The following is an 18,981-nucleotide window of genomic DNA, read 5'->3' on the forward strand; positions in this document are numbered from 1 at the left end:
AGCGGACGTCAGGGCCGGGGCCACCGCCCGCGGGCCGGACGTCAGGACCGAGGCGCCACCCGCGGGCCGGACGTCAGGACCGAGGCGCCACCCGCGGGCCGGACGTCAGGGCCGGGGCCACCGCCCGCGAGCCAGGCGTCAGGGCCGGGAGCCACCGCCCGCGGGCCGGACGTCAAGACCGAGGCGCCGCCTGCGAGCCGGACGTCAGGGCCGGGCGCGGGCCCTGCCCGCGGGCAGGGCCCCTGGGCCGGTGCTACGGGCGGCGGTCCATGGAGGACAGGACGCGGCGGGCCACCGGGTGGGTGCGGACGATTTCGGCCAGCGTCGTGGAGCCGCGCGTGATGCGCGCGAAGGCGCGCCACGCGGGGCGGAAGCCGGTGACCGCGGCGTGTATGAGGCCGGGGCGGCGCTCGAACAGGGTCAGCATCCGGCGTCCCACGCCCATCTCCACGCCCAGCCCCGCCTTGATGGCGAAGGCGTAGTTGAGGGCCTGGCGGCGGGCGTCGACCGCGTCCTGGGCCTCGGCGATGCGGACGGCCCACTCCCCCGCCAGGCGCCCCGAGCGCAGGGCGAAGGAGATGCCCTCGCGCGTCCAGGGCTCCAGGAGCCCGGCCGCGTCGCCGCACACGATGACGCGGCCGCGGGACAGCGGGGAGTCGTCGGACCGGCAGCGGGTGAGGTGGCCGGAGGAGATGCTCGGCTCGAAGCCCGCCAGGCCCAGGCGGGCGATGAAGTCCTCCAGGTAGCGCTTGGTGGCGGCACCCTCGCCGCGCGCCGAGATCACGCCGACCGTCAGCGTGTCGCCCTTGGGGAAGACCCAGCCGTAACTCCCGGGGATCGGGCCCCAGTCGAGGTGCACCCGGCCGGCCCAGTCCTCGGCGACGGTGGGAGGCACCGGGATCTCGGCCTCCAGACCGAGGTCCACCTGCTCCAGCTTCACTCCCACGTGTGCCCCTATGCGCCCGGCGCTGCCGTCCGCACCGACGACCGCCCGTGCGAGGACCGTGCTGTCGTCGCCCAGGACGACGGCCACCGTGCGCCGGTCGGGGACGGCCGGGCCGTGCTGCTCGACCCGGGAGACGGTCACGCCCGTCCGCACCTCGGCACCGGCGGCCTTGGCGGCCTCGACCAGGCCGGCGTCGAACTCCGGCCGGTTGATGAGCCCGAAGAGCATCCCCCGGGACCGGCGGGTGCGCGTCAGCTTCCCGTTGAGGGAGAAGGTGACGGCGTGCACGCGGTCGCGCAGCGGCAGTTCGAAGCCCGGCGGCAGGGCGTCGCGCGAGGGGCCGATGATGCCGCCTCCGCAGGTCTTGTAGCGGGGCAGTTCGGCCTTCTCCAGGAGCAGCACGCGGCGGCCGGCGACGGCCGCCGCATGGGCTGCCGAGGCCCCGGCGGGCCCGGCGCCCACCACCACGACGTCCCACACCGGCCCGCTCTCCCCCGGTACGTCCCGGCCCGCTTCCCGGGCTGCGTTGTCGCTGCTCACCTGTGCTTCTACTCCCGCTCGATCACCGGCTACCGCTACCGCCCGCATCCTAAGGCCCGCCGTGCTGCGGCTCGCCCGTGGGAAGTCCCGGACGGACCACCGGCGGACGCGGAAGCGAGGCATGGCAGGATCAGTGACGCAATCGCCCGTACGTACGGACATAACGCCGCGCCCTCAAGGAGCGTTCCATGGAGACGTCCCCGATCCGCCTGCCGGAACCTGCCGCGCTCGCGACGACCGTCGCCTCGCTGCAGTCCCGCGCCCGGACCGAGCTGGCCGAGCTGGTGGCCTTCAAATCGGTCGCGGACGAGGCGCAGTTCCCCAAGGCCGAGTGCGAGGCGGCCGCCGCCTGGGTGGCCGGCGCGCTGCGCGCCGAGGGTTTCGTTGACGTGGCCCTGCTCGACACCCCCGACGGCACGCAGTCCGTCTACGGCTACCTCCCCGGTCCGGAGGGCGCCCCGACCGTGCTGCTGTACGCGCACTACGACGTGCAGCCGCCGCTGGACGAGGCCGCCTGGGTCTCGCCGCCGTTCGAGCTGACCGAGCGCGACGGCCGCTGGTACGGGCGGGGCGCCGCCGACTGCAAGGGCGGCTTCGTCATGCACCTCACCGCCCTGCGGGCGCTCAAGGAGCACGGCGGGGTGCCCGTCAACGTCAAGGTGATCGTCGAGGGCTCGGAGGAGCAGGGCACCGGCGGCCTCCAGGACTACGCCGAGGCGCACCCGGAGCTGCTCGCGGCCGACGCGATCATCATCGGCGACGCCGGCAACTTCCGGCTCGGCCTGCCCACCGTGACGGCGACGCTGCGCGGCATGACCCTGGTCCGGGTCCAGGTGGACACCCTGGAGGGCAACCTCCACTCGGGCATGTTCGGCGGTGCCGCACCCGACGCGCTCGCGGCGCTGATCCGCGTCCTCGACTCGCTGCGCGCCGAGGACGGCTCGACCACGGTGGACGGTCTGGAGGCGGACGGCACCTGGGAGGGACTGCAGTACCCCGAGGAGGACTTCCGCTCGGACGCGAAGGTCCTGGACGGCGTCTCGCTGATCGGTTCCGGCACGGTGGCCGACCGTCTGTGGGCCCGCCCGGCCGTCACCGTGCTGGGCATCGACTGCCCGCCGGTCGTGGGCGCCACCCCCTCGGTGCACGCGAGCGCCCGGGCGCTGATCAGCCTGCGCGTCCCGCCGGGCACGGACGCCGCCGAGGCGACGAAGCTGCTGACCGCGCACCTGGAGTCGGCGACGCCCTGGAACGCCCGTGTGACGACGGAACAGGTCGGTCAGGGCCAGCCGTTCCAGGCCGACACCTCCAGCCCGGCGTACGCGTCGATGGCCGAGGCGATGCGCATCGCGTACCCGGGCGAGGAGATGCAGACGGCGGGCATGGGCGGCTCGATCCCGCTGTGCAACACCCTGGCCGCGCTCTACCCCGCCACGGAGATCCTGCTGATCGGCCTGAGCGAGCCGGAGGCCCAGATCCACGCGGTGAACGAGAGCGTCTCGCCCGAGGAGCTGGAGCGCCTCTCCCTGGCCGAGGCGCTCTTCCTCGCCACCTACGCCCAGAGCAAGCGCTGAACCAGCCGGGGCCGAGCCGGCGCTGAGCGGGCGCGGAAGTCGTCCGAGGAGGCGGGGGCCCGCCGGGTCATCCCACGGGAACCCCCGCCTCAAGGGTGAGCGGCCGCCCCTGCTCCCGGGCGCGCAGCGCCCAGCGCAGGCGGCTGAGCCGCACCGGCGGCAGCATCGTGGCGGCCTCGTCCTCCGTCACGAAGCGCCACCCCCGCAGCTCCGCGCCCGGCAGCAGCAGCCGTTCGGCGTCGCCCGAGGTGAGCCGGCCGCCGTCGAAGAGGAAGCGCAGGCCGCCGAAGCCGGGCGGCTTGGGCGGCTCCCAGTCGACGACCAGCAGCCGGGGCACCGCGGTCAGGTGGATGCCGATCTCCTCGGCGACCTCGCGCACGCCCGCCCGCGCGGGCGGTTCGCCCGGCTCGACGACGCCGCCGGGGAACTCCCAGCCGGGCTTGTACGTGGGGTCCACCAGCAGCACCCGGTCGTGCTCGTCGAAGAGCAGCACCCCCGAGGCGACGGTCTCGGCCGTGGGCTCGGGCGTCTGGACGATCGGGCAGAAGCCGGCGGTGCCGTTGCGCACGGCCTCGGCGACCCGTTCGGCCGTCTCACGCGGCGTCAGACGGCCGTTGTCGACGACGAGCGCGTCGCCGCGCAGCCAGGTCAGTGCCTCGCGGTAGGGGGCGATGTGGTCGCGGGACCACTGGCGGACGGCCTCGTTGCGCTGCGGGTCGGCCGGGTCCTCCACCCGGCCCTCGATGCGCGAACGCAGGATCGTTTCGTCCGCGGTGAGGACCACGTGCCGCACCGGGATCCGCCGGGAGGCCAGGGCCCCGAAGATCTCGTCCCGGTACTCCTGGCGCAGCAGGGTCATCGGCACGATGAGGACCCCGCCCAGCTCGGCGAGGAGCGCCGCCGCGGTGTCCGCGACCATCCGCCGCCAGACGGGCAGGTCCTGGAAGTCGGAGACCTCGCTCAGTCTCTTGGGCGGCAGCAGGTGCCGCAGCGCCCCGCCGGTCACCTCGGGGTCGTAGAGGTTGCTGCCCGGGATGAGCTCGGCCAGTTCCTTCGCCGTGCTGGTCTTGCCCCCACTGAACGCACCGTTCAGCCAGACGATCACGGTTCCCCCTTCTCCGTAGCCCCCGGTGACGTGCCCCGAACACAGTGCCCGCACCACCTTGCCACGCAAACGTGTGCGAGCGGGATGGGGCGCCCTCCGGCCACGGCTCCGGCGTCAGCGTCCCCGGGCGTGCCCCCACAGCCCGAGCTCCTGCGCCGCGGCGGCGGCCGCCCCGACCAGGCCCGCGTCGGAGCCCAGCCGGGCGGGCAGCACCTCCACGCCCGCGGCGAAGGACAGCGTCGCGTAGTCGCGAAGGCGCTTGCGCAGGGGGGCGAAGAGCACCTCTCCGGCGCCCGCGACTCCGCCGCCGATGACGGCCACCTCGATCTCGACGAGCGTCGCCGTCGCGGCGATGCCCGCGGCCAGCGCCTGGGCCGCGCGGGCGAAGGAGGCGAGCGCGACGGGGTCGCCCGCGCGCGCGGCCGCGGCGACGGCCGCCGCGCTGCCGTCCCCGTCCGGCCCGGGGCGCCAGCCCGCCTCCCGGGCCCGGCGGGCGATGTTCGGCCCGCTGGCGAGGCGCTCCACGCAGCCCTGGGCGCCGCAGGGGCACGGATCGCCGTCGAGGTCGACGCTGATGTGTCCGATGTGGCCCGCGTTGCCCGTGGGGCCGGGGTGCAGGCGGCCGTTGAGGACGAGCCCACCGCCGACGCCCGTGGAGACCACCATGCACAGCGCGTCGGTGCGCCCGCGCGCGGCGCCCTGCCAGTGTTCGGCGGCCGTCATCGCCACCCCGTCCCCGACCAGGACCACCGGCCGGCCGTCCGAGCACCGCTGCACCTCGTGGACGAGCGGAAACGCCCGCCAGCCGGGGATGTTGACCGGGCTGACGGTGCCCCGCGCGGCGTCGACCGGTCCCGCGCTGCCGATGCCGACGGCCCGTACGCGCGGCCAGTGGGCGCTGCCGAGCAGCTCGTCGAGGACGGCCGCCACCGCCGCCATCACGCCCGCGCCGTCCGCCCCGGCCGGGGTCGGCCGCCGGGCGCGGAGGAGCAGCCGGCCGCCGTCGTCCACCAGCGCCCCCGCGATCTTGGTGCCGCCGATGTCGAGGGCTGCGACGAGGTCGCCGGATCCGGTGTGCACGGTGGGGGTCTCTCCTGGTCCGGGGGTGTGCGAGGGGGGTGGTCGGGAGCTCAGTCTCCACCCGGGCTGACAACGTTGTCCAGGCTCTATGCTCGACCTCACCTCCGTCACCCGGAGGCTCCCGCGCAGGAAGGACGAGCCCCCGTGACCGGCACCGGTGACCCCGGCGGGACCGCCCGCGGCGGCCCGCAGCCCCGCTATGGCAGCCGCCCGACGATGAAGGACGTCGCGGCCCGCGCCGGGGTGGGCCTGAAGACCGTCTCACGGGTCGTCAACGGCGAACCGGGCGTCACCCAGGACACCGAACGGCGCGTGCGCGACGCGATCGCGGCCCTGGGCTTCCGCCGCAACGACAGCGCCCGCATCCTGCGCAAGGGCCGCACCGCCTCGGTCGGCCTGGTCCTGGAGGACCTCGCCGACCCCTTCTACGCGCCCCTGAACCGGGCCGTGGAGGAGGTGGCGCGCGCCCACGGCGCCCTGCTCATCAACGGCTCCAGCGCGGAGGACGCCGACCGGGAGCGGGAGCTGGCGCTGGCCCTCTGCGCACGCCGCGTCGACGGCCTGATCGTCATCCCCGCGGGCGACGACCACCGCTACCTCGAACCCGAGATGGCGGCCGGCATCGCCACCGTCTTCGCCGACCGCCCGGCCGGGCGGATATCCGCCGACGCGGTGCTCTCCGACAGCTTCGGCGGCGCCCGCGAGGGCGTGGCCCATCTGATCGCCCACGGCCACCGCCGCATCGGCTTCCTCGGCGACCGCCCCCGCATCCACACCGCCGCCGAGCGGCTGCGCGGCTACCGTGCCGCGATGGCCGGTGCCGGCCTGCCCGTGGACGAGCGCTGGGTGTCGCTCGGCCCCACCGGCCCCGAGCGGGTCCGGGCGGAGGCGGAGCGCCTGCTCACCGGCCCGGAGCCGGTGACCGCCCTGTTCACGGGGAACAACCGCGTGACCGTCACGGCGGTCCGCGTCATCGCCGCCCTGCCCCGGCCGGTCGCCCTCGTGGGCTTCGACGACCTCGAACTGGCCGACCTGCTCTCCCCCGGCATCACCGTGATCGCCCAGGACCCGGCCCGGCTCGGCCGCACGGCCGCGGAGCTGCTGTTCCGCCGCCTGGAGGGAGCGGAGGAAGCCCCGCGCCGCGTGGAGCTGCCCACGCGCCTCATCCCCCGCGGCTCGGGCGAACTCCCGCCCGTGACGCCCTAGTCCGCGGCCGAGGACACCGCTCCCGTTCACAGGGGTGCGCGACGGTCCCAGGCCCACGTGGCGATACCCACCCGGTTGCGGACCTCCAGCTTGCGCTGGATGTGGGCGATGTGGGTCTTCACGGTGCCCGGCGAGATGAAGAGTTCGGCTCCGATCTCGCCGTTGGTCAGCCCTTTCGCGACCAAGTGGGCGATCTCCGTTTCGCGTTCCGTCAGCGCCGCCGTCCGTGACGCGCGTCCCGGATCGCGGAGCTGCCGCAGGAGCCGCACGGTCACCGAGGGACTGATCAGCGCGTCTCCCGCCATCGCCGCCCGGACCGCCTCGACCAGCAGCGCGGGGCCGGACCTCTTGAGCAGGAAGCCGCAGGCCCCGTACCGGAGTGCGGTGTGGACGTATTCGTCGAGGTCGAACGTCGTCACGACCACGACCCGTGTGGGGACCTCGGCGTCCGGTCCGGCCAGCACCCGGGTGACCTCCAGGCCGTCCATCGTCGGCATGCGGATGTCCGCGAGCACGACGTCGGGCTTCAGCCGCCCCGCGAGTTCGACGGCCGCCCGGCCGTCCGCGGCTTCGCCGACGACCTCCATGTCCGGTTGGGAGTCCAGGATCAGCCGGAACCCGATGCGGACGGCCTGCTGGTCGTCGGCGAGCAGTATGCGGGTAGTCATGATCGGCACGGTAGCGGAGGAATCTCTGCCGATCGGCAGATGTGCCTGCCTGTGGTAGCCGGAAGGCTGGGGCCGTACTGCGAGAAAGGACGTGCTCATGACCGCACCGGCAACCACCGAGCGGAAGTTCCGGGACGCACCGGCCAGGCGCCGGTGGTGGTCCCGCTGGCCGGACTGGGCGGGCTGCCTCGCCGCGCTCTGGTCCCTGCTCTACGGAGCCGCCGGGGTGTACTGGGCCATGGGGGGCGGGGGATTCCCCTTCGCCCGCGTGGGCGACGACCGCTCCACGGCCTCCCTCCTCGAACCGAGCCGGGCCGATGTGGTGGGGCCCGTGATCGCCGCAGTGGGCGCGGCCGGCGCCGTCGCCGGGGTGCTGATGGCACGTGGACGGGGCACGGGCCGGGCCCGCACCTGGGTGCTGGGCTTCGGCTGGGCCTCGGCCTGCACCTTCACCTTCTTGATACCCGACTACTCACTCCTCGGGCTCGTGGCCTTCTCCCCGCTGCTCGTGGTGTTCGCGTTCACCGGGCTGCCGGGGCCTCAGGACGGCCTCGGTGACATCCTCTACTGGCACCGGGGAAACCTGATCATCGTGTTCGCCGGCGGTCTGTTGTGGGCGGCCGCCACTCTCGTCCACCAACGCCGCACCAAGGGCCTGTGCGTCTCCTGTGGTCGCGGGGGCCGTGCGGCAGCGTGGACCGAGCCGGAGGCGACGCTGCGGTGGGGCCGCTGGGCCGTCCTCACGGCCGCGGTGTCGTCCGTCCCGTACGACGTCACCAGACTGGCCTGGTACTTCGGCTGGCCGCTCGGCATCACCGAGGACTTCCTCCAGGAGATGCAGGACACCCCGTACATGCTGGACATCGGACTCGGCCTGGGCCTCGCCTCGACGGCCGGCGGCCTGCTCACCCATGGCCTGATCAGTCGCTGGGGGGGAGATCTGGCCGCGCTGGGTGTGGTGGAAGGCGGGCAAGCGGGTCCACCCGGCGACGGCGATCGTCCCCGCGACGCTGGTCGCGCTGGTGCTCGTTCCCGGCGGTCTGATGAACGCCCGCCACATCGACGCCCGGATGTGGGCCACCAACGGACCGGGCGTCCTCTGGGCCGTCTGGGGCCTGGCCCTGGGCGCGGCCACCTTCGCGTACTGGCTACGTCGCCGCGGGCAGTGCTCCCGCTGCGGGCGACACTGACTCAGTCCCCGGCCGGGCCGAGCGGGAAGGCCGCCCGCACCCGCCATCCGCACCCATGCGGCCCGGCGGTGAACGAGCCGCCCAGCGCCTCCACCCGCTCGGCCAACCCGACCAGCCCCAGGCCGCCCCGCCGGTCACCACCGCTCCATGACCGGCCCTGCCCTGAATCGGGGCCCTCACGCCCGGCATCGGTCACCGTGACCACCAGCTCCGGCCCGGCGCCGTGAACCGTGACCCGCACGCTCGCCGTCGCCGGGGCGTGCCGCCGTACGTTGGTGAGCGACTCGACGACGACGCGGTGCGCGGTGCCCGCCGTCTCGCGCGGCACCCGGACCGACTCGCTCTGCGAAAGCCGTACCTCCAGCTCGGCCTTCGTCGTCCCCGAGGCCCGGAAGCGGTCCACGGTCCCGCGGATGTCGTCGAGCCCGTGCGGACCGGGCCTGTCGTCGGCATCACCGAGCATGTGGACCGTGCGGTCCATCGCTCCCAGGGCCTGCTGCCCCGCCTCCTCGATCTGCCGCAGCAGCGGCAGGATCAGGTCCGGCTGCCGCTCGACGACGACCTGAGCCGCCTGCGCGAGCGCCACGATCCCCGACACGTCGTGCGCGACGAAGTCGTGCAGGTCCCGGGCGAGTTCGAGCCGCTGCGCACGGCGGGCCTCCTGCACGCTGCGGATGCGCCGCTCGTGCAGCGCGTACAGATACCGGCCGGCCGCACCCGCGGCCAGGGGCAGCGGTGCCAGGAACGCGCACTGCCCCACGGCTTCCAGGAAGCCGTGGTACGCGTGCCCGCGCAGAACGACGGTGGCCCCCGTCACGCTCAGCAGTGCCCCCAGCGGTGCCGCCCGGCGAGCCGGCAGAAGCCGTGCCACGACGAACGTCAGTCCGGCCACGGCGACGTACTCCACCATCATGAGGGCACCGGCGGCAGACCCTTCCTGCACCGTCCACCCGCCGTAGCTCGCCAGCGTGCAGCCCCCGGACGCCAGTGCCACCCCGCCCGCCGCCCGGACGATGCCCCGCTGCCCCCGCGGCCACCACCCGAGGCCCACCAGCACGGCAACAAGGGCCACGGGGACACTGACGGCCGCGGACCACCCCTCGGCGGACCCGATGAGGGCCCCGGCGGCCACCGCTGCCACGGTGGCGGCTCTGCGCATGACATGGCCCACAGCCATCGGTCTCCTCATCCGGGGGAGTCCAGGCCGGTACCGACGGGCGCCCCCCTCATACCGGGCCACCACCCGCCGCCCCCGCGCCCGGACGTCCCGCCAGCCGTTCGAGTGCGGCCCGGCTCGCACCCGTGAGGCCGGTGACCTCCGGAAGGTCCACGGCGCCGCAGTCCAGTCCGCGCAGCAGATAGCCGCTCAGGGCCCGGGCGGTGGCGGGCTCGTCCAGGACCGCGCCCGGGGTGCGGGTCGTGTAGGCGGCGAGGCGGGCGGCGGCCTGTTCCAGTCCCTCGCGGTAGAAGGCGTAGACGGCGGCGTAGCGGCTGGGCAGGTGGCCCGGGTGCATGTCCCAGCCCTGGTAGTAGGCACGGGCCAGGGAGCGGCGCACGAGTGCGTGGTGCAGGCGCCAGGCCCGGTGGACGTCCTCCGTGGTGCCGACGGGCAGCACGTTGGTCGAGCCGTCCGAGAGGCGTACGCCGGTGCCGGCCGCCGCCGCCTGCATGACGGCCTTGGCGTGGTCGGCCACGGGATGGTCGGGCGACTGGTGGGCGGCGGCCACGCCGCAGGCGGCGCTGTAGTCGAAGGTGCCGTAGTGGAGCGCGGTGACGCGCCCCTCCCCCGCGTCGATGAGCCGGGCGACGGTGGCCCGGCCGTCGGCGCCGAGGACCGACTGGGTGGTCTCGATCTGTATCTCGAAGCCGAGGCGCCCGGCCGGCAGCCCGTGCGCCTGCTCGAACTCCTCGACCAGCCGCACCATGGCCGTCACCTGCGCGGGGTACGTCACCTTGGGCAGCGTGAGGACGAGTCCGTCCGGCGGGTCGCCCGCCTCCATCAGGGCGGTGAGGAAGACGTCGAGGGTGCGTATGCCCCGCTCGCGGACGGCCGCCTCCAGGCACTTGATGCGGATGCCGCGGTACGGGGCCGCCGTGGCGCCACCGGGCCCCCCGGCCACCAGCCGGGCCGCGCGGACCGCGGCCGCGTCCTCCTCGGCGTCCGGGCGCACGCCGTAGCCGTCCTCGAAGTCGATGCGGAGGTCCTCCACCGGCTCGCGCTCCAGCTTCGCCCGGACGCGCTCGTACACCGGCGCGGCGAGGGCGTCCGGCAGACCGAGCGCGGCGGCGAACGACGCGGCGTCGGGGGCGTGTTCGTCGAGGGCCGCGAGGGCCCGGTCGCCCCAGGCGCGGACGGTGCCGGCCGAGGCGGCGTCGGCGGGGACGTAGACGGTGTGCACGGGCTGCCGCGTCCCCGGGTCGCCCGGGTAGCGGCGGGCCAGCTCGGCGTCGACGTCCGCGAGGGACGCGCCGATGCGCCGGCTCACCGCCCGGGTGAAGGTCGTCGCGATCGCCGGCTGCTTCCCCATGGCACCCCTCCGCGCTTCCGCTTCCCGGAATCAACCATCCGTGCAGCGAAGTTAGCCAGGCACCCGGGAGGGGTCAACACCCCGGCGTCACCGTCAGAAGTAGTCCCGCACCACGTGCTCGGCCGCCCGGTGCTCGGCGGTGGGCGGGTCGAGCTCGCTGAGCGACAGCAGGTCGGTGTCGTCCCGGAGGAGGCCCTCCCAGGCCCCGGCCATCTTCTCCTGCTGCTCGCGCGGCAGCTGCTGGACGTCCTCCCGGCTGGCCGGGCTCAGCGCGTGGAGGAACCGCGCCACGGTGTCGGTCTGATCAGTCTCCATGGGGACATCTCTTCCAGCGGTCGGCTCGGACGGACACCTGCGGCCCGGTCAAGGTCACCCGGACGGACGCGCGCGGGCCCCGCGTCCCGGCCTCGGGGCCGGGACGCGGGGCCCGTGTGCGTGGGGGGGATCAGCCCTTGCGGGACGTGATCTCCTCCGTCAGCTGCGGGACGACCTGGAAGAGGTCGCCGACGACGCCGTAGTCGACGAGCTCGAAGATCGGAGCCTCGGCGTCCTTGTTGATGGCGACGATGGTCTTCGAGGTCTGCATGCCAGCGCGGTGCTGGATGGCACCGGAGATGCCGGCCGCGATGTAGAGCTGCGGCGAGACGGACTTGCCGGTCTGGCCGACCTGGTTGGTGTGCGGGTACCAGCCGGCGTCGACGGCGGCGCGGGAGGCGCCGACGGCCGCGCCGAGGGAGTCGGCCAGGGACTCGATGAGCGGGAAGTTCTCGGCGCCGTTGACGCCGCGGCCGCCGGAGACCACGATCGCGGCCTCGGTCAGCTCCGGGCGGCCGGTGGACTCGCGCGGGGTGCGGGAGACGACCTTGGTGCCGGTGGCCTGCTCGCCGAAGGCGACGGCCAGCTGCTCGACCGTGCCGGCGGCCGGGGCGGCCTCCGGGGCGGCGGAGTTCGGCTTGACGGTGATGACCGGCGTGCCCTTGGTGACGCGGGACTTGGTGGAGTACGAGGCCGCGAAGACGGACTGCGTGGCCACCGGGCCCTCGTCGCCGGCCTCCAGGTCGACGGCGTCGGTGATGATGCCGGAGCCGATGCGGACCGCGAGGCGGGCCGCGATCTCCTTGCCCTCCGCGGAGGAGGGGACGAGCACGGCGGCGGGCGAGACGGCCTTGTACGCGGCCTCCAGCGCGTCCACCTTCGGCACGACGAGGTAGTCGGCGAACTCGGGCGCGTCGGCGGCGAGGACCTTGACCGCGCCGTACTCGGCGAGCGTGGCGGCGGCGGTGTCCGCGCCGGCACCCAGGTGCACGGCGACGGGCTCGCCGATGCGGCGGGCGAGGGTCAGCAGCTCAAGGGTGGGCTTGCGGACGGCGCCGTCCACGTGGTCGACGTAGACGAGGACTTCAGCCATGGATCTGCACTCCTGCGGGAATTGCGAGGGCGGTTGAGAGGCGTTCGGGCGTCAGGGGTTCATCCGGAGCGGAGCTCTAGATGAACTTCTGGCCCGCGAGGAACTCGGCGAGCTGCTTGCCGCCCTCGCCCTCGTCCTTGACGATCGTGCCGGCCGTGCGGGCCGGGCGCTCGGCGGCCTCGTCGACCGCGGTCCAGGAGCCGTCCAGACCGACCTCGTCGGCCTCGATGCCGAGGTCGGAGAGGTCCAGGGACTGCACCGGCTTCTTCTTGGCGGCCATGATGCCCTTGAAGGACGGGTAGCGGGCCTCGCCGGACTGGTCGGTGACGGACACGACGGCCGGGAGGGCGGCCTCCAGCTGCTCGCTGGCGGCGTCGCCGTCACGGCGGCCGGTCACCTTGCCGTCCTCGACCTTGACCTCGGAGAGCAGGGTGACCTGCGGGACGCCCAGGCGCTCGGCGAGCATGGCCGGGACGACGCCCATGCCGCCGTCGGTGGAGGCCATGCCGGAGATGACCAGGTCGTAGCCGACGTGCTCCAGGGCCTTGGCGAGCACCAGCGAGGTGCCCAGCGCGTCGGTGCCGTGCAGGTCGTCGTCCTCGACGTGGACGGCCTTGTCGGCGCCCATGGACAGCGCCTTGCGCAGCGCGTCCTTGGCGTCCTCGGGACCGACCGTCAGGACGGTGATCTCCGCGTCGTCGGCGTCCTCGGCGATCTGCAGCGCCTGCTCGACCGCGTACTCGTCGAGCTCCGAGAGCAGGCCGTCCACGTCGTCGCGGTCGACGGTCAGGTCTTCGGCGAAGTGCCGGTCGCCGGTGGCGTCGGGCACGTACTTCACACAGACAACGATCCTCAAGCTCACGCCGGCTCTCCTACTGCATCGTCTCTATCAAAGCTGCCTTCGCAGGCAGCATAGGCGCCTGGTGGGGCGGATCCCGGTCGGTCCGGGCTTCGCCCCGACCAGAATGTTACTCGTCAGTACATCGAGGGTGTTCACGGAACGCAAGGCCGGTCGACTGTGATCTGCCCAACGCGGCACGAGGGGATGTATCAGTCGCGCAATCCGTTGAAGCGGCCCTGGTGGTACAGGAGCGGCCGGCCGTCGCCGGTGGGGTCCCCGGCGACCGCTTCGGCCAGGACGAGGCGGTGGTCACCGGCGGGCACGCGGGCCACCACCCGGCAGACCATCCACGCCAGCACGCCGTCCAGCACCGGCACGCCGTGGGGGCCGGTGCTCCAGCGGGTGGGCGGGGCGAAGCGGTCGGCGCCGCTGCGCGCGAAGGTGGCGGCCAGCTCCTGCTGGTGCTCGCCGAGTATGTGCACCCCCACGTGTTCGGCCTCGGCCAGCACGGGCCAGCTGGAGGAGCCGGTGCCGACGCCGAACGAGACGAGCGGGGGCTCCGCGGCCACCGAGGTCAGGGAGGTCGCGGTGAAGCCGGCCGGGCGGGCGCCCCGGGCCGTGATCACGGCGACCCCGGCGGCGTGCCGGCGGAAGACGGAGCGCAGCAGGTCGGGCGTGGCGGGGCGGTGGGCGGCGAGGTCGGGCGAGGCCGTCATGAAAGGTCCTTCTGCCGGAGGGCCGAGCTGCCGGGGCGGCGAGCCGGGAGCGGAACGGTGCGGGTGCTCACGTGCTCGGACAGCGCGCGCCGGCGATCCGCACGGAGTCCACGTACGCGCGTCCACGGAGAAGCAGGTCGGGCCACATAGCGTCACACTGACGATTCGGAGTGTGCAGCGTCAAGGGACACCGCTGATCTGGGAGGTGGATCACGGCCCGCCCGGCCGTCACGGGCCCTCCCGCACGGCCGCCAGGGCCCGCACGGCCCGCACGGCCCGTCAGAGTGCCGCGCCCAGCGCGGCGATGACGTCGGCCCGGCGCGGCTGCCCGGCGGCGCGGCGCACGACGCGCCCGTCCGCGTCCAGCACGAGGGTGGTGGGGGTGGCGCTGATGTCCAGGGCGCGGACGAGCTCCAGGCGCGCCTCCGCGTCGATCTCGACGTGCGTGACGCCCTCGACCATCGCGGCGACGTCCGCGAGCACGCGGCGGGTGGCCGCACAGGGCCGGCAGAAGGCGCTGGAGAAGTGGACCAGCGTGGCCCGGGTGCCGAGCTCCCCGCCGATCTCGGCGGCGCCCAGCCGCGTCCCGCGCCCGTCCCGCCCGGCGCCCTCGTCGTCCCGCACGGGCACGCGCGTCCCCTTTCGTCCATGTCCGGTCTCTTCCCGAAGCACCGGGGGAACCGCGAAAATTTCCCGACGTGACGAGGATCTCCCGGCCCCGGGGCCGTCCCGGCTGGCCCCTGGGCCGGGCATTCAGGCACGATCTGGCGGAAGCCGGCACCCTACGGCTGCGTAACTTCGCCACCCCACGCATCTCACTTCAGCCGGGAGCACCCTCCCCCAGGCCGGAAGGACCTTCCCGACATGGCAGAGCTCGTCTACCCACCGGTGATCGGTGTAGCCCGCACCATGTTCAAGGCGCTGGACCTGCGCTTCGACATCCAGGGCACCGAGCACATCCCCCAGCGGGGCGGGGCGGTGCTGGTGAGCAACCACATCGGGTACCTCGACTTCGTCTTCTGCGGCCTGGCGGCCCGCCCCGCCAAGCGGCTGGTGCGCTTCATGGCGAAGGAGTCGGTGTTCCGGCACAAGGTGTCCGGGCCCCTGATGCGCGCGATGAAGCACATCCCCGTGGACCGCGCGGCGGGCATGGAGGCATACCGGCACGCGCTGTCCGCCCTGCGGTCGGGCGAGGTCATCGGCGTGTTCCCGGAGGCCACGATCTCCACGTCCTTCACGCTGAAGAACTTCAAGTCCGGCGCCGCGCGCCTCGCGCAGGAGGCCGGCGTTCCGCTGGTGCCGATGGCGCTGTGGGGCACCCAGCGGCTGTGGACCAAGGGACAGAAGCGCAACCTGAGCCGGGAGCACATCCCGGTGGCCATACGCGTGGGCGAGCCGCTGACGCCGGAGGCGGGCGAGTCCGCCGAGAAGGTCACCGAGCGGGTGCGGTCCCGGGTGCAGGGCCTGCTGGAGTCGGCTCAGCGCGCCTACCCCGTGCGCACGGAGGGCCCGGGCGACAGCTGGTGGATCCCGGCGCACCTGGGCGGCACGGCCCCGACGCCGGCCGAGGCCGGGTCCGCTGACCGGCGCTAGTACGCAGAACGCAGGAGAGCCCCTGGCCGCGCAGTGCGTGGCCAGGGGCTCTTTTGCGTCCGTACGTCCCTACGCCGCCGTGGGTGCGGCTGCCGGGCCGTGTCCGGCCCGGTGGTGCGCCATCTCCTCGGCGACGGCCGCCGTGAAGGCGTCCACGTCGGCCTCGGTGGTGTCGAAGGAGCACATCCAGCGGACGTCGCCGGCCGCCTCGTCCCAGAAGTAGAAGCGGTAGCGCTTCTGCAGGCGCTCGGAGACGTCGTGCGGCAGCCGGGCGAAGACGGCGTTGGACTGCACGGGGTGGAGGATCTCGACGCCCTCGACGTCCCGTACGCCCTCGGCCAGCCGCGCCGCCATGGCGTTGGCGTGCGACGCGCTGCGCAGCCACAGGTCGCCGCTGAGCAGCGCCTCGAACTGCGCGGAGACGAAGCGCATCTTGGAGGCGAGCTGCATCGACATCTTGCGCAGGTGCTTCATGGCCCGGACCGCGTCCGGGTTCAGCACGACCACGCACTCGCCGAAGACCATGCCGTTCTTCGTGCCGCCGAACGAGAGCAGGTCGACGCCCGCGTCGGTGGTGAAGGCCCGCAGCGGAACGCCGAGGGTGGCCGCGGCGTTGGCGATGCGCGAGCCGTCGAGGTGGACCTTCATGCCCCGCTCGTGGGCGTGGTCGCAGATCTCGCGGATCTCCTCGGGCGTGTAGCAGGTGCCCAGCTCGGTGGTCTGCGTGATCGAGACGACCTGCGGCTGGGCGCGGTGCTCGTCGTCCCAGCCGAACGCCTCGCGGTCGATGAGGTCGGGGGTGAGCTTGCCGTGCTCGGTGGGCACGTGCAGCAGCTTCAGCCCGCCGACGCGCTCGGGCGCGCCGCACTCGTCGACGTGGATGTGCGCGGAGGAGGCGCAGATGACCGCGCCCCACCGCTCCGTGGCTGCCTGCAGGGCGACGACGTTGGCGCCCGTGCCGTTGAAGACCGGGAAGGCTTCGGCTGTCGGCCCGAAGTGGGCGCGCATCACGTCCTGGAGGTGGGCGGTATAAACGTCCTCGCCGTACGCCACCTGGTGCCCGCCGTTGGCGACCGCGAGCGCGGCCAGGATCTCGGGGTGGGCGCCCGCGTAGTTGTCGCTGGCGAACCCGCGCACGGCGGGGTCGTGGCGACGCTGCACGTCGGTCGCTGCGGAAGGCGTCTCGATCAGGTTTGCGGGGTGAGCCACAGACGGGTTCCGTTCACTTCCTGGGCGGGCTTCTCCCAGACGCCGACGATGGCCTGGGCCAGGTCCTTGGCGTCCGTGAATCCCGCGAACTTCGCGTTGGGTCGTTCGGCGCGCATCGCGTCGTGCACCAGCGCCTTGATCACCACTATGGTGGCGGCGGCCGGCGGGGCCTCGTCGCCCCCCGCCTTGCGGAAGGAGTCCGCGAGGGCCAGCGTCCACGCCTCGGCGGCGGCCTTGGAGGCGGAGTAGGCGGCGTTGCCCGCGGTGGGCTTGCTCGCGCCGGCCGCGCTGATCAGCACGTAGCGGCCGTTGCCGCTACGGGCCAGCGGGCCCTCGAAGGCGAGCGAGGTGTGCTGGACGGTGCGGATGAGCAGCTTCTCCAGCAGCTCCCAGTCGGCCATGTCCGTCTCGGCGAAGGTCGCCGAGCCGCGCCAGCCGCCCACCAGGTGGACCAGGCCGTCGATGCGGCCGTATTCCTTCTCCGTGCGGTCGGCCCAGGCGCGGGTGGCGTCCAGGTCGAGCAGGTCCACGGTGTCACCGGTGACGGTCGCGCCGCCGTGGGCGTAGCGGGCCGCGTCCACGGCCTCGGCGAGGCGGGCCGCGTCGGCGTCCGCGGCGACGACCGTCGCCCCGGCCTCCGCCAGCCGCAGCAGGGCCGCCCGGCCCGCCGGGCCGGCCGCTCCGGCCACCGCCACGACGGCGCCCTCCAGCGGGCCGTTGCCGTTCGTCGGAGTGCTCATGGTCGTCGCCTCCCTCTCCTGCTGCTCGCTCACGCCGCCACCCGCTCCATGTCCGCCGCGGTGATTCCCTTGGTCGATGCGACCACACCGCGCAGCTTCTTGGCGAGGGCCTCGTAGAACATGCTGAGCGGGAACTCGTCCGGAAGCACGTCGTCCACCAGCTTGCGCGGCGGGAGTGCGAGGTCGAGGGCGTCGGGGCCCTTGGCCCACACGGATCCGGGGTGCGGGGCGAGGTAGGTCGAGACGAGGTCGTAGGCGGCGAACCAGTGGACGAGCTTGGGGCGGTCGATGCCGTCGCGGTAGAGCTTCTCGATCTCGCCGCACAGCTGGTTGGTGACCTGCGGGGCACGCTCCCAGTCGATGTGCAGAGTGTTGTCCGTCCAGCGTACGACGTCGTGCTTGTGCAGGTAGGCGAAGAGCAGCTGGCCGCCGAGGCCGTCGTAGTTGCGGACGCGCTCGCCGGTGATCGGGAAGCGGAACATCCGGTCGAACAGAACGGCGAACTGCACGTCACGGGCCTGGGCGTAGCCGTCGGCCTCCAGCTTCACGGCCTCCTTGAAGGCGGTGAGGTCGCAGCGCAGCTCCTCCAGGCCGTACATCCAGAACGGCTGCCGCTGCTTGATCATGAAGGGGTCGAACGGCAGGTCACCGTGGCTGTGGGTGCGGTCGTGGACCATGTCCCACAGAACGAACGCCTGCTGGCAGCGCTCCTGGTCGCCGATCATGTCGGCGATGTCGGCGGGGAGGTCCAGGCGGAGGGTCTCCACGGCGGCCTCGGTGATGCGGCGGAAGCGGGCGGCCTCGCGGTCGCAGAAGATGCCGCCCCAGGTGAAGCGCTCGGGGGCCTCGCGGACGGCGATGGTCTCGGGGAAGAGCACCGCGGAGTTGGTGTCGTAGCCCGCCGTGAAGTCCTCGAAGGTGATGCCGAGGAAGAGCGGGTTGTCGTAGCGGGTGCGCTCCAGCTCCGCGAGCCACTCCGGCCACACCATGCGCAGGACGACGGCCTCGAAGTTGCGGTCGGGGTTGCCGTTCTGGGTGTACATGGGGAAGAGCACGAGGTGCTGGCGGCCGTCGGTGCGCTCGGCGGCGGGGCGGAAGGCCAGCAGGGAGTCCAGGAAGTCCGGCACCCCGAAGCCCGAGTCGGCCCAGCGGCGCAGGTCGGAGACGAGGGCCGCGTGGTACGCGGCGTCGTGCGGCAGGAGGGGCGAGAGCTGCTCGACGGCGGCTATGACCGTCTCCACCCGGGCGCGGACGGCGTCGCCCGGTGGCGCGCCCTCGGCCGTGAGGTCGATGGAGCCGTCGGCGGACTGCCACGGCCGGATCGCCTCCACGGCGCCCTTGAGCTCGGCCCAGGCCGGGTGCTCCACCACACGATCGACAGACAAAATGTCGGTTTTTGCTGCTGTCGACGTAAGAATTTCCGTCACGACTGCCCCTCCTCGGGAGAACCTGGCGTTAAGACACCGTATCCATGCGGGGTTCTTCACCTCAAGGGGTTGAGCGATAAATTATCCTGCCGAGGCCCTGCCGTACAGACGTTTTTCCTGTCGTTCTGCGCCGTACGGGGGAGCCGGCCCGGCCGATCGCCACACCCGGCACTCCCGCCCCCGCCGGGAGGGGGCGTTTTCCGGCCAGTT

18 protein-coding genes are annotated in these 18,981 nt (G+C 73.6%); 4 read left to right on the top strand and 14 right to left on the bottom strand.

All coding sequences use genetic code 11. The features are described 5' to 3' along the window. Positions 1-253: 253 nt before the first annotated feature. Positions 254-1,486 (bottom strand): geranylgeranyl reductase family protein, encoded by a 1,233-nt coding sequence (locus LE181_RS10720; RefSeq protein WP_225660992.1) that lies wholly within the window; start codon positions 1,484-1,486, stop codon positions 254-256. A 188-nt stretch (positions 1,487-1,674) separates the two neighbouring features. Here LE181_RS10720 and LE181_RS10725 point away from each other — a divergent pair, with 188 nt between their 5' ends. After that, entirely contained in the window at positions 1,675-3,060 is a 1,386-nt protein-coding gene (locus LE181_RS10725) for a dipeptidase (RefSeq protein ID WP_225660993.1), read from the top strand. A gap of 67 nt (positions 3,061-3,127) precedes the next feature. On the opposite strand, the gene LE181_RS10730 is transcribed toward LE181_RS10725, so the two are convergent. Together LE181_RS10730 and LE181_RS10735 are read right to left on the bottom strand one after the other, a co-directional pair. Continuing rightward, positions 3,128-4,165 (bottom strand): NUDIX hydrolase, encoded by a 1,038-nt coding sequence (locus LE181_RS10730; protein ID WP_225660994.1) that lies wholly within the window; start codon positions 4,163-4,165, stop codon positions 3,128-3,130. A 114-nt stretch (positions 4,166-4,279) separates the two neighbouring features. After that, complete coding sequence (locus LE181_RS10735) at positions 4,280-5,245, bottom strand: ROK family protein (RefSeq protein WP_225660995.1); 966 nt, start codon at positions 5,243-5,245, stop codon at positions 4,280-4,282. Between the two features lie 216 nt (positions 5,246-5,461). Here LE181_RS10735 and LE181_RS10740 point away from each other — a divergent pair, with 216 nt between their 5' ends. Beyond that, a complete protein-coding gene (locus LE181_RS10740; protein WP_225661073.1) occupies positions 5,462-6,451 on the top strand; it encodes a LacI family DNA-binding transcriptional regulator in 990 nt (329 codons plus the stop codon). Positions 6,452-6,477: 26 nt separating this feature from the next. Here LE181_RS10740 and LE181_RS10745 read toward each other — a convergent pair whose 3' ends face one another. After that, the gene (locus tag LE181_RS10745) at positions 6,478-7,119 is read right to left on the bottom strand and encodes a response regulator (RefSeq protein WP_225660996.1); all 642 of its coding nucleotides are present in this window, start codon (positions 7,117-7,119) and stop codon (positions 6,478-6,480) included. Between the two features lie 953 nt (positions 7,120-8,072). Between LE181_RS10745 and LE181_RS10750 the strand changes: the two genes are divergently transcribed. Beyond that, positions 8,073-8,309, top strand: a complete 237-nt coding sequence (locus LE181_RS10750; RefSeq protein ID WP_225660997.1) for a hypothetical protein — start codon at positions 8,073-8,075, stop codon at positions 8,307-8,309. Between the two features lies 1 nt (position 8,310). Here LE181_RS10750 and LE181_RS10755 read toward each other — a convergent pair whose 3' ends face one another. The 7 genes from LE181_RS10755 to LE181_RS10785 all read right to left on the bottom strand — a co-directional run bounded on the left by LE181_RS10755 (position 8,311) and on the right by LE181_RS10785 (position 14,432). Then, positions 8,311-9,486, bottom strand: a complete 1,176-nt coding sequence (locus tag LE181_RS10755) for a sensor histidine kinase (RefSeq protein ID WP_225660998.1) — start codon at positions 9,484-9,486, stop codon at positions 8,311-8,313. Positions 9,487-9,535: 49 nt separating this feature from the next. Next, a complete protein-coding gene (locus LE181_RS10760) occupies positions 9,536-10,837 on the bottom strand; it encodes a DUF6986 family protein (RefSeq protein ID WP_225660999.1) in 1,302 nt (433 codons plus the stop codon). 93 nt (positions 10,838-10,930) lie between these two features. Beyond that, entirely contained in the window at positions 10,931-11,152 is a 222-nt protein-coding gene (locus LE181_RS10765; RefSeq protein ID WP_225661000.1) for a hypothetical protein, read from the bottom strand. 130 nt (positions 11,153-11,282) lie between these two features. Continuing rightward, a complete protein-coding gene (locus tag LE181_RS10770) occupies positions 11,283-12,245 on the bottom strand; it encodes an electron transfer flavoprotein subunit alpha/FixB family protein (protein WP_190109633.1) in 963 nt (320 codons plus the stop codon). A 76-nt stretch (positions 12,246-12,321) separates the two neighbouring features. Then, positions 12,322-13,107: an electron transfer flavoprotein subunit beta/FixA family protein gene (locus LE181_RS10775; RefSeq protein WP_225661001.1), complete on the bottom strand. Its 786-nt coding sequence runs from the start codon at positions 13,105-13,107 to the stop codon at positions 12,322-12,324. Positions 13,108-13,295: 188 nt separating this feature from the next. Continuing rightward, on the bottom strand, positions 13,296-13,802 hold the full coding sequence (locus LE181_RS10780; RefSeq protein ID WP_225661002.1) for a flavin reductase family protein: 507 nt from the start codon (positions 13,800-13,802) through the stop codon (positions 13,296-13,298). Positions 13,803-14,081: 279 nt separating this feature from the next. Further along, a complete protein-coding gene (locus LE181_RS10785) occupies positions 14,082-14,432 on the bottom strand; it encodes a TlpA family protein disulfide reductase (protein ID WP_225661003.1) in 351 nt (116 codons plus the stop codon). A 234-nt stretch (positions 14,433-14,666) separates the two neighbouring features. Between LE181_RS10785 and LE181_RS10790 the strand changes: the two genes are divergently transcribed. Beyond that, the gene (locus LE181_RS10790; RefSeq protein ID WP_225661004.1) at positions 14,667-15,395 is read left to right on the top strand and encodes a lysophospholipid acyltransferase family protein; all 729 of its coding nucleotides are present in this window, start codon (positions 14,667-14,669) and stop codon (positions 15,393-15,395) included. A gap of 69 nt (positions 15,396-15,464) precedes the next feature. Here LE181_RS10790 and LE181_RS10795 read toward each other — a convergent pair whose 3' ends face one another. Genes LE181_RS10795 through LE181_RS10805 form a run of 3 tightly spaced genes read right to left on the bottom strand, consistent with a single transcriptional unit; the run spans position 15,465 to position 18,771 of the window. Further along, positions 15,465-16,604, bottom strand: a complete 1,140-nt coding sequence (locus tag LE181_RS10795; protein WP_225661005.1) for a threonine aldolase family protein — start codon at positions 16,602-16,604, stop codon at positions 15,465-15,467. After that, positions 16,583-17,344, bottom strand: coding sequence for an SDR family NAD(P)-dependent oxidoreductase (locus LE181_RS10800; RefSeq protein WP_225661006.1), 762 nt, complete (start codon positions 17,342-17,344; stop codon positions 16,583-16,585). The genes LE181_RS10795 and LE181_RS10800 overlap by 22 nt, the downstream gene beginning before the upstream one ends. A 29-nt stretch (positions 17,345-17,373) precedes the next feature. Continuing rightward, complete coding sequence (locus tag LE181_RS10805; protein ID WP_225661007.1) at positions 17,374-18,771, bottom strand: DUF6421 family protein; 1,398 nt, start codon at positions 18,769-18,771, stop codon at positions 17,374-17,376. Positions 18,772-18,981 lie beyond the last annotated feature (210 nt).

Source organism: Streptomyces sichuanensis (assembly GCF_020328095.1).
Classification (GTDB): domain Bacteria; phylum Actinomycetota; class Actinomycetes; order Streptomycetales; family Streptomycetaceae; genus Streptomyces; species Streptomyces cinnamoneus.

Excerpts from the sequence above, each read along its gene's own strand:
- LE181_RS10790 (WP_225661004.1), top strand. The coding sequence starts at position 14,667 with ATGGCAGAGCTCGTCTACCCACCGGTGATCGGTGTAGCCCGCACCATG.
- LE181_RS10780 (WP_225661002.1), bottom strand. The coding sequence starts at position 13,802 with ATGACGGCCTCGCCCGACCTCGCCGCCCACCGCCCCGCCACGCCCGAC.
- LE181_RS10725 (WP_225660993.1), top strand. The coding sequence starts at position 1,675 with ATGGAGACGTCCCCGATCCGCCTGCCGGAACCTGCCGCGCTCGCGACG.
- LE181_RS10755 (WP_225660998.1), bottom strand. The coding sequence starts at position 9,486 with ATGGCTGTGGGCCATGTCATGCGCAGAGCCGCCACCGTGGCAGCGGTG.
- LE181_RS10740 (WP_225661073.1), top strand. The coding sequence starts at position 5,462 with ATGAAGGACGTCGCGGCCCGCGCCGGGGTGGGCCTGAAGACCGTCTCA.
- LE181_RS10745 (WP_225660996.1), bottom strand. The coding sequence starts at position 7,119 with ATGACTACCCGCATACTGCTCGCCGACGACCAGCAGGCCGTCCGCATC.
- LE181_RS10760 (WP_225660999.1), bottom strand. The coding sequence starts at position 10,837 with ATGGGGAAGCAGCCGGCGATCGCGACGACCTTCACCCGGGCGGTGAGC.
- LE181_RS10770 (WP_190109633.1), bottom strand. The coding sequence starts at position 12,245 with ATGGCTGAAGTCCTCGTCTACGTCGACCACGTGGACGGCGCCGTCCGC.
- LE181_RS10765 (WP_225661000.1), bottom strand. The coding sequence starts at position 11,152 with ATGGAGACTGATCAGACCGACACCGTGGCGCGGTTCCTCCACGCGCTG.
- LE181_RS10800 (WP_225661006.1), bottom strand. The coding sequence starts at position 17,344 with ATGAGCACTCCGACGAACGGCAACGGCCCGCTGGAGGGCGCCGTCGTG.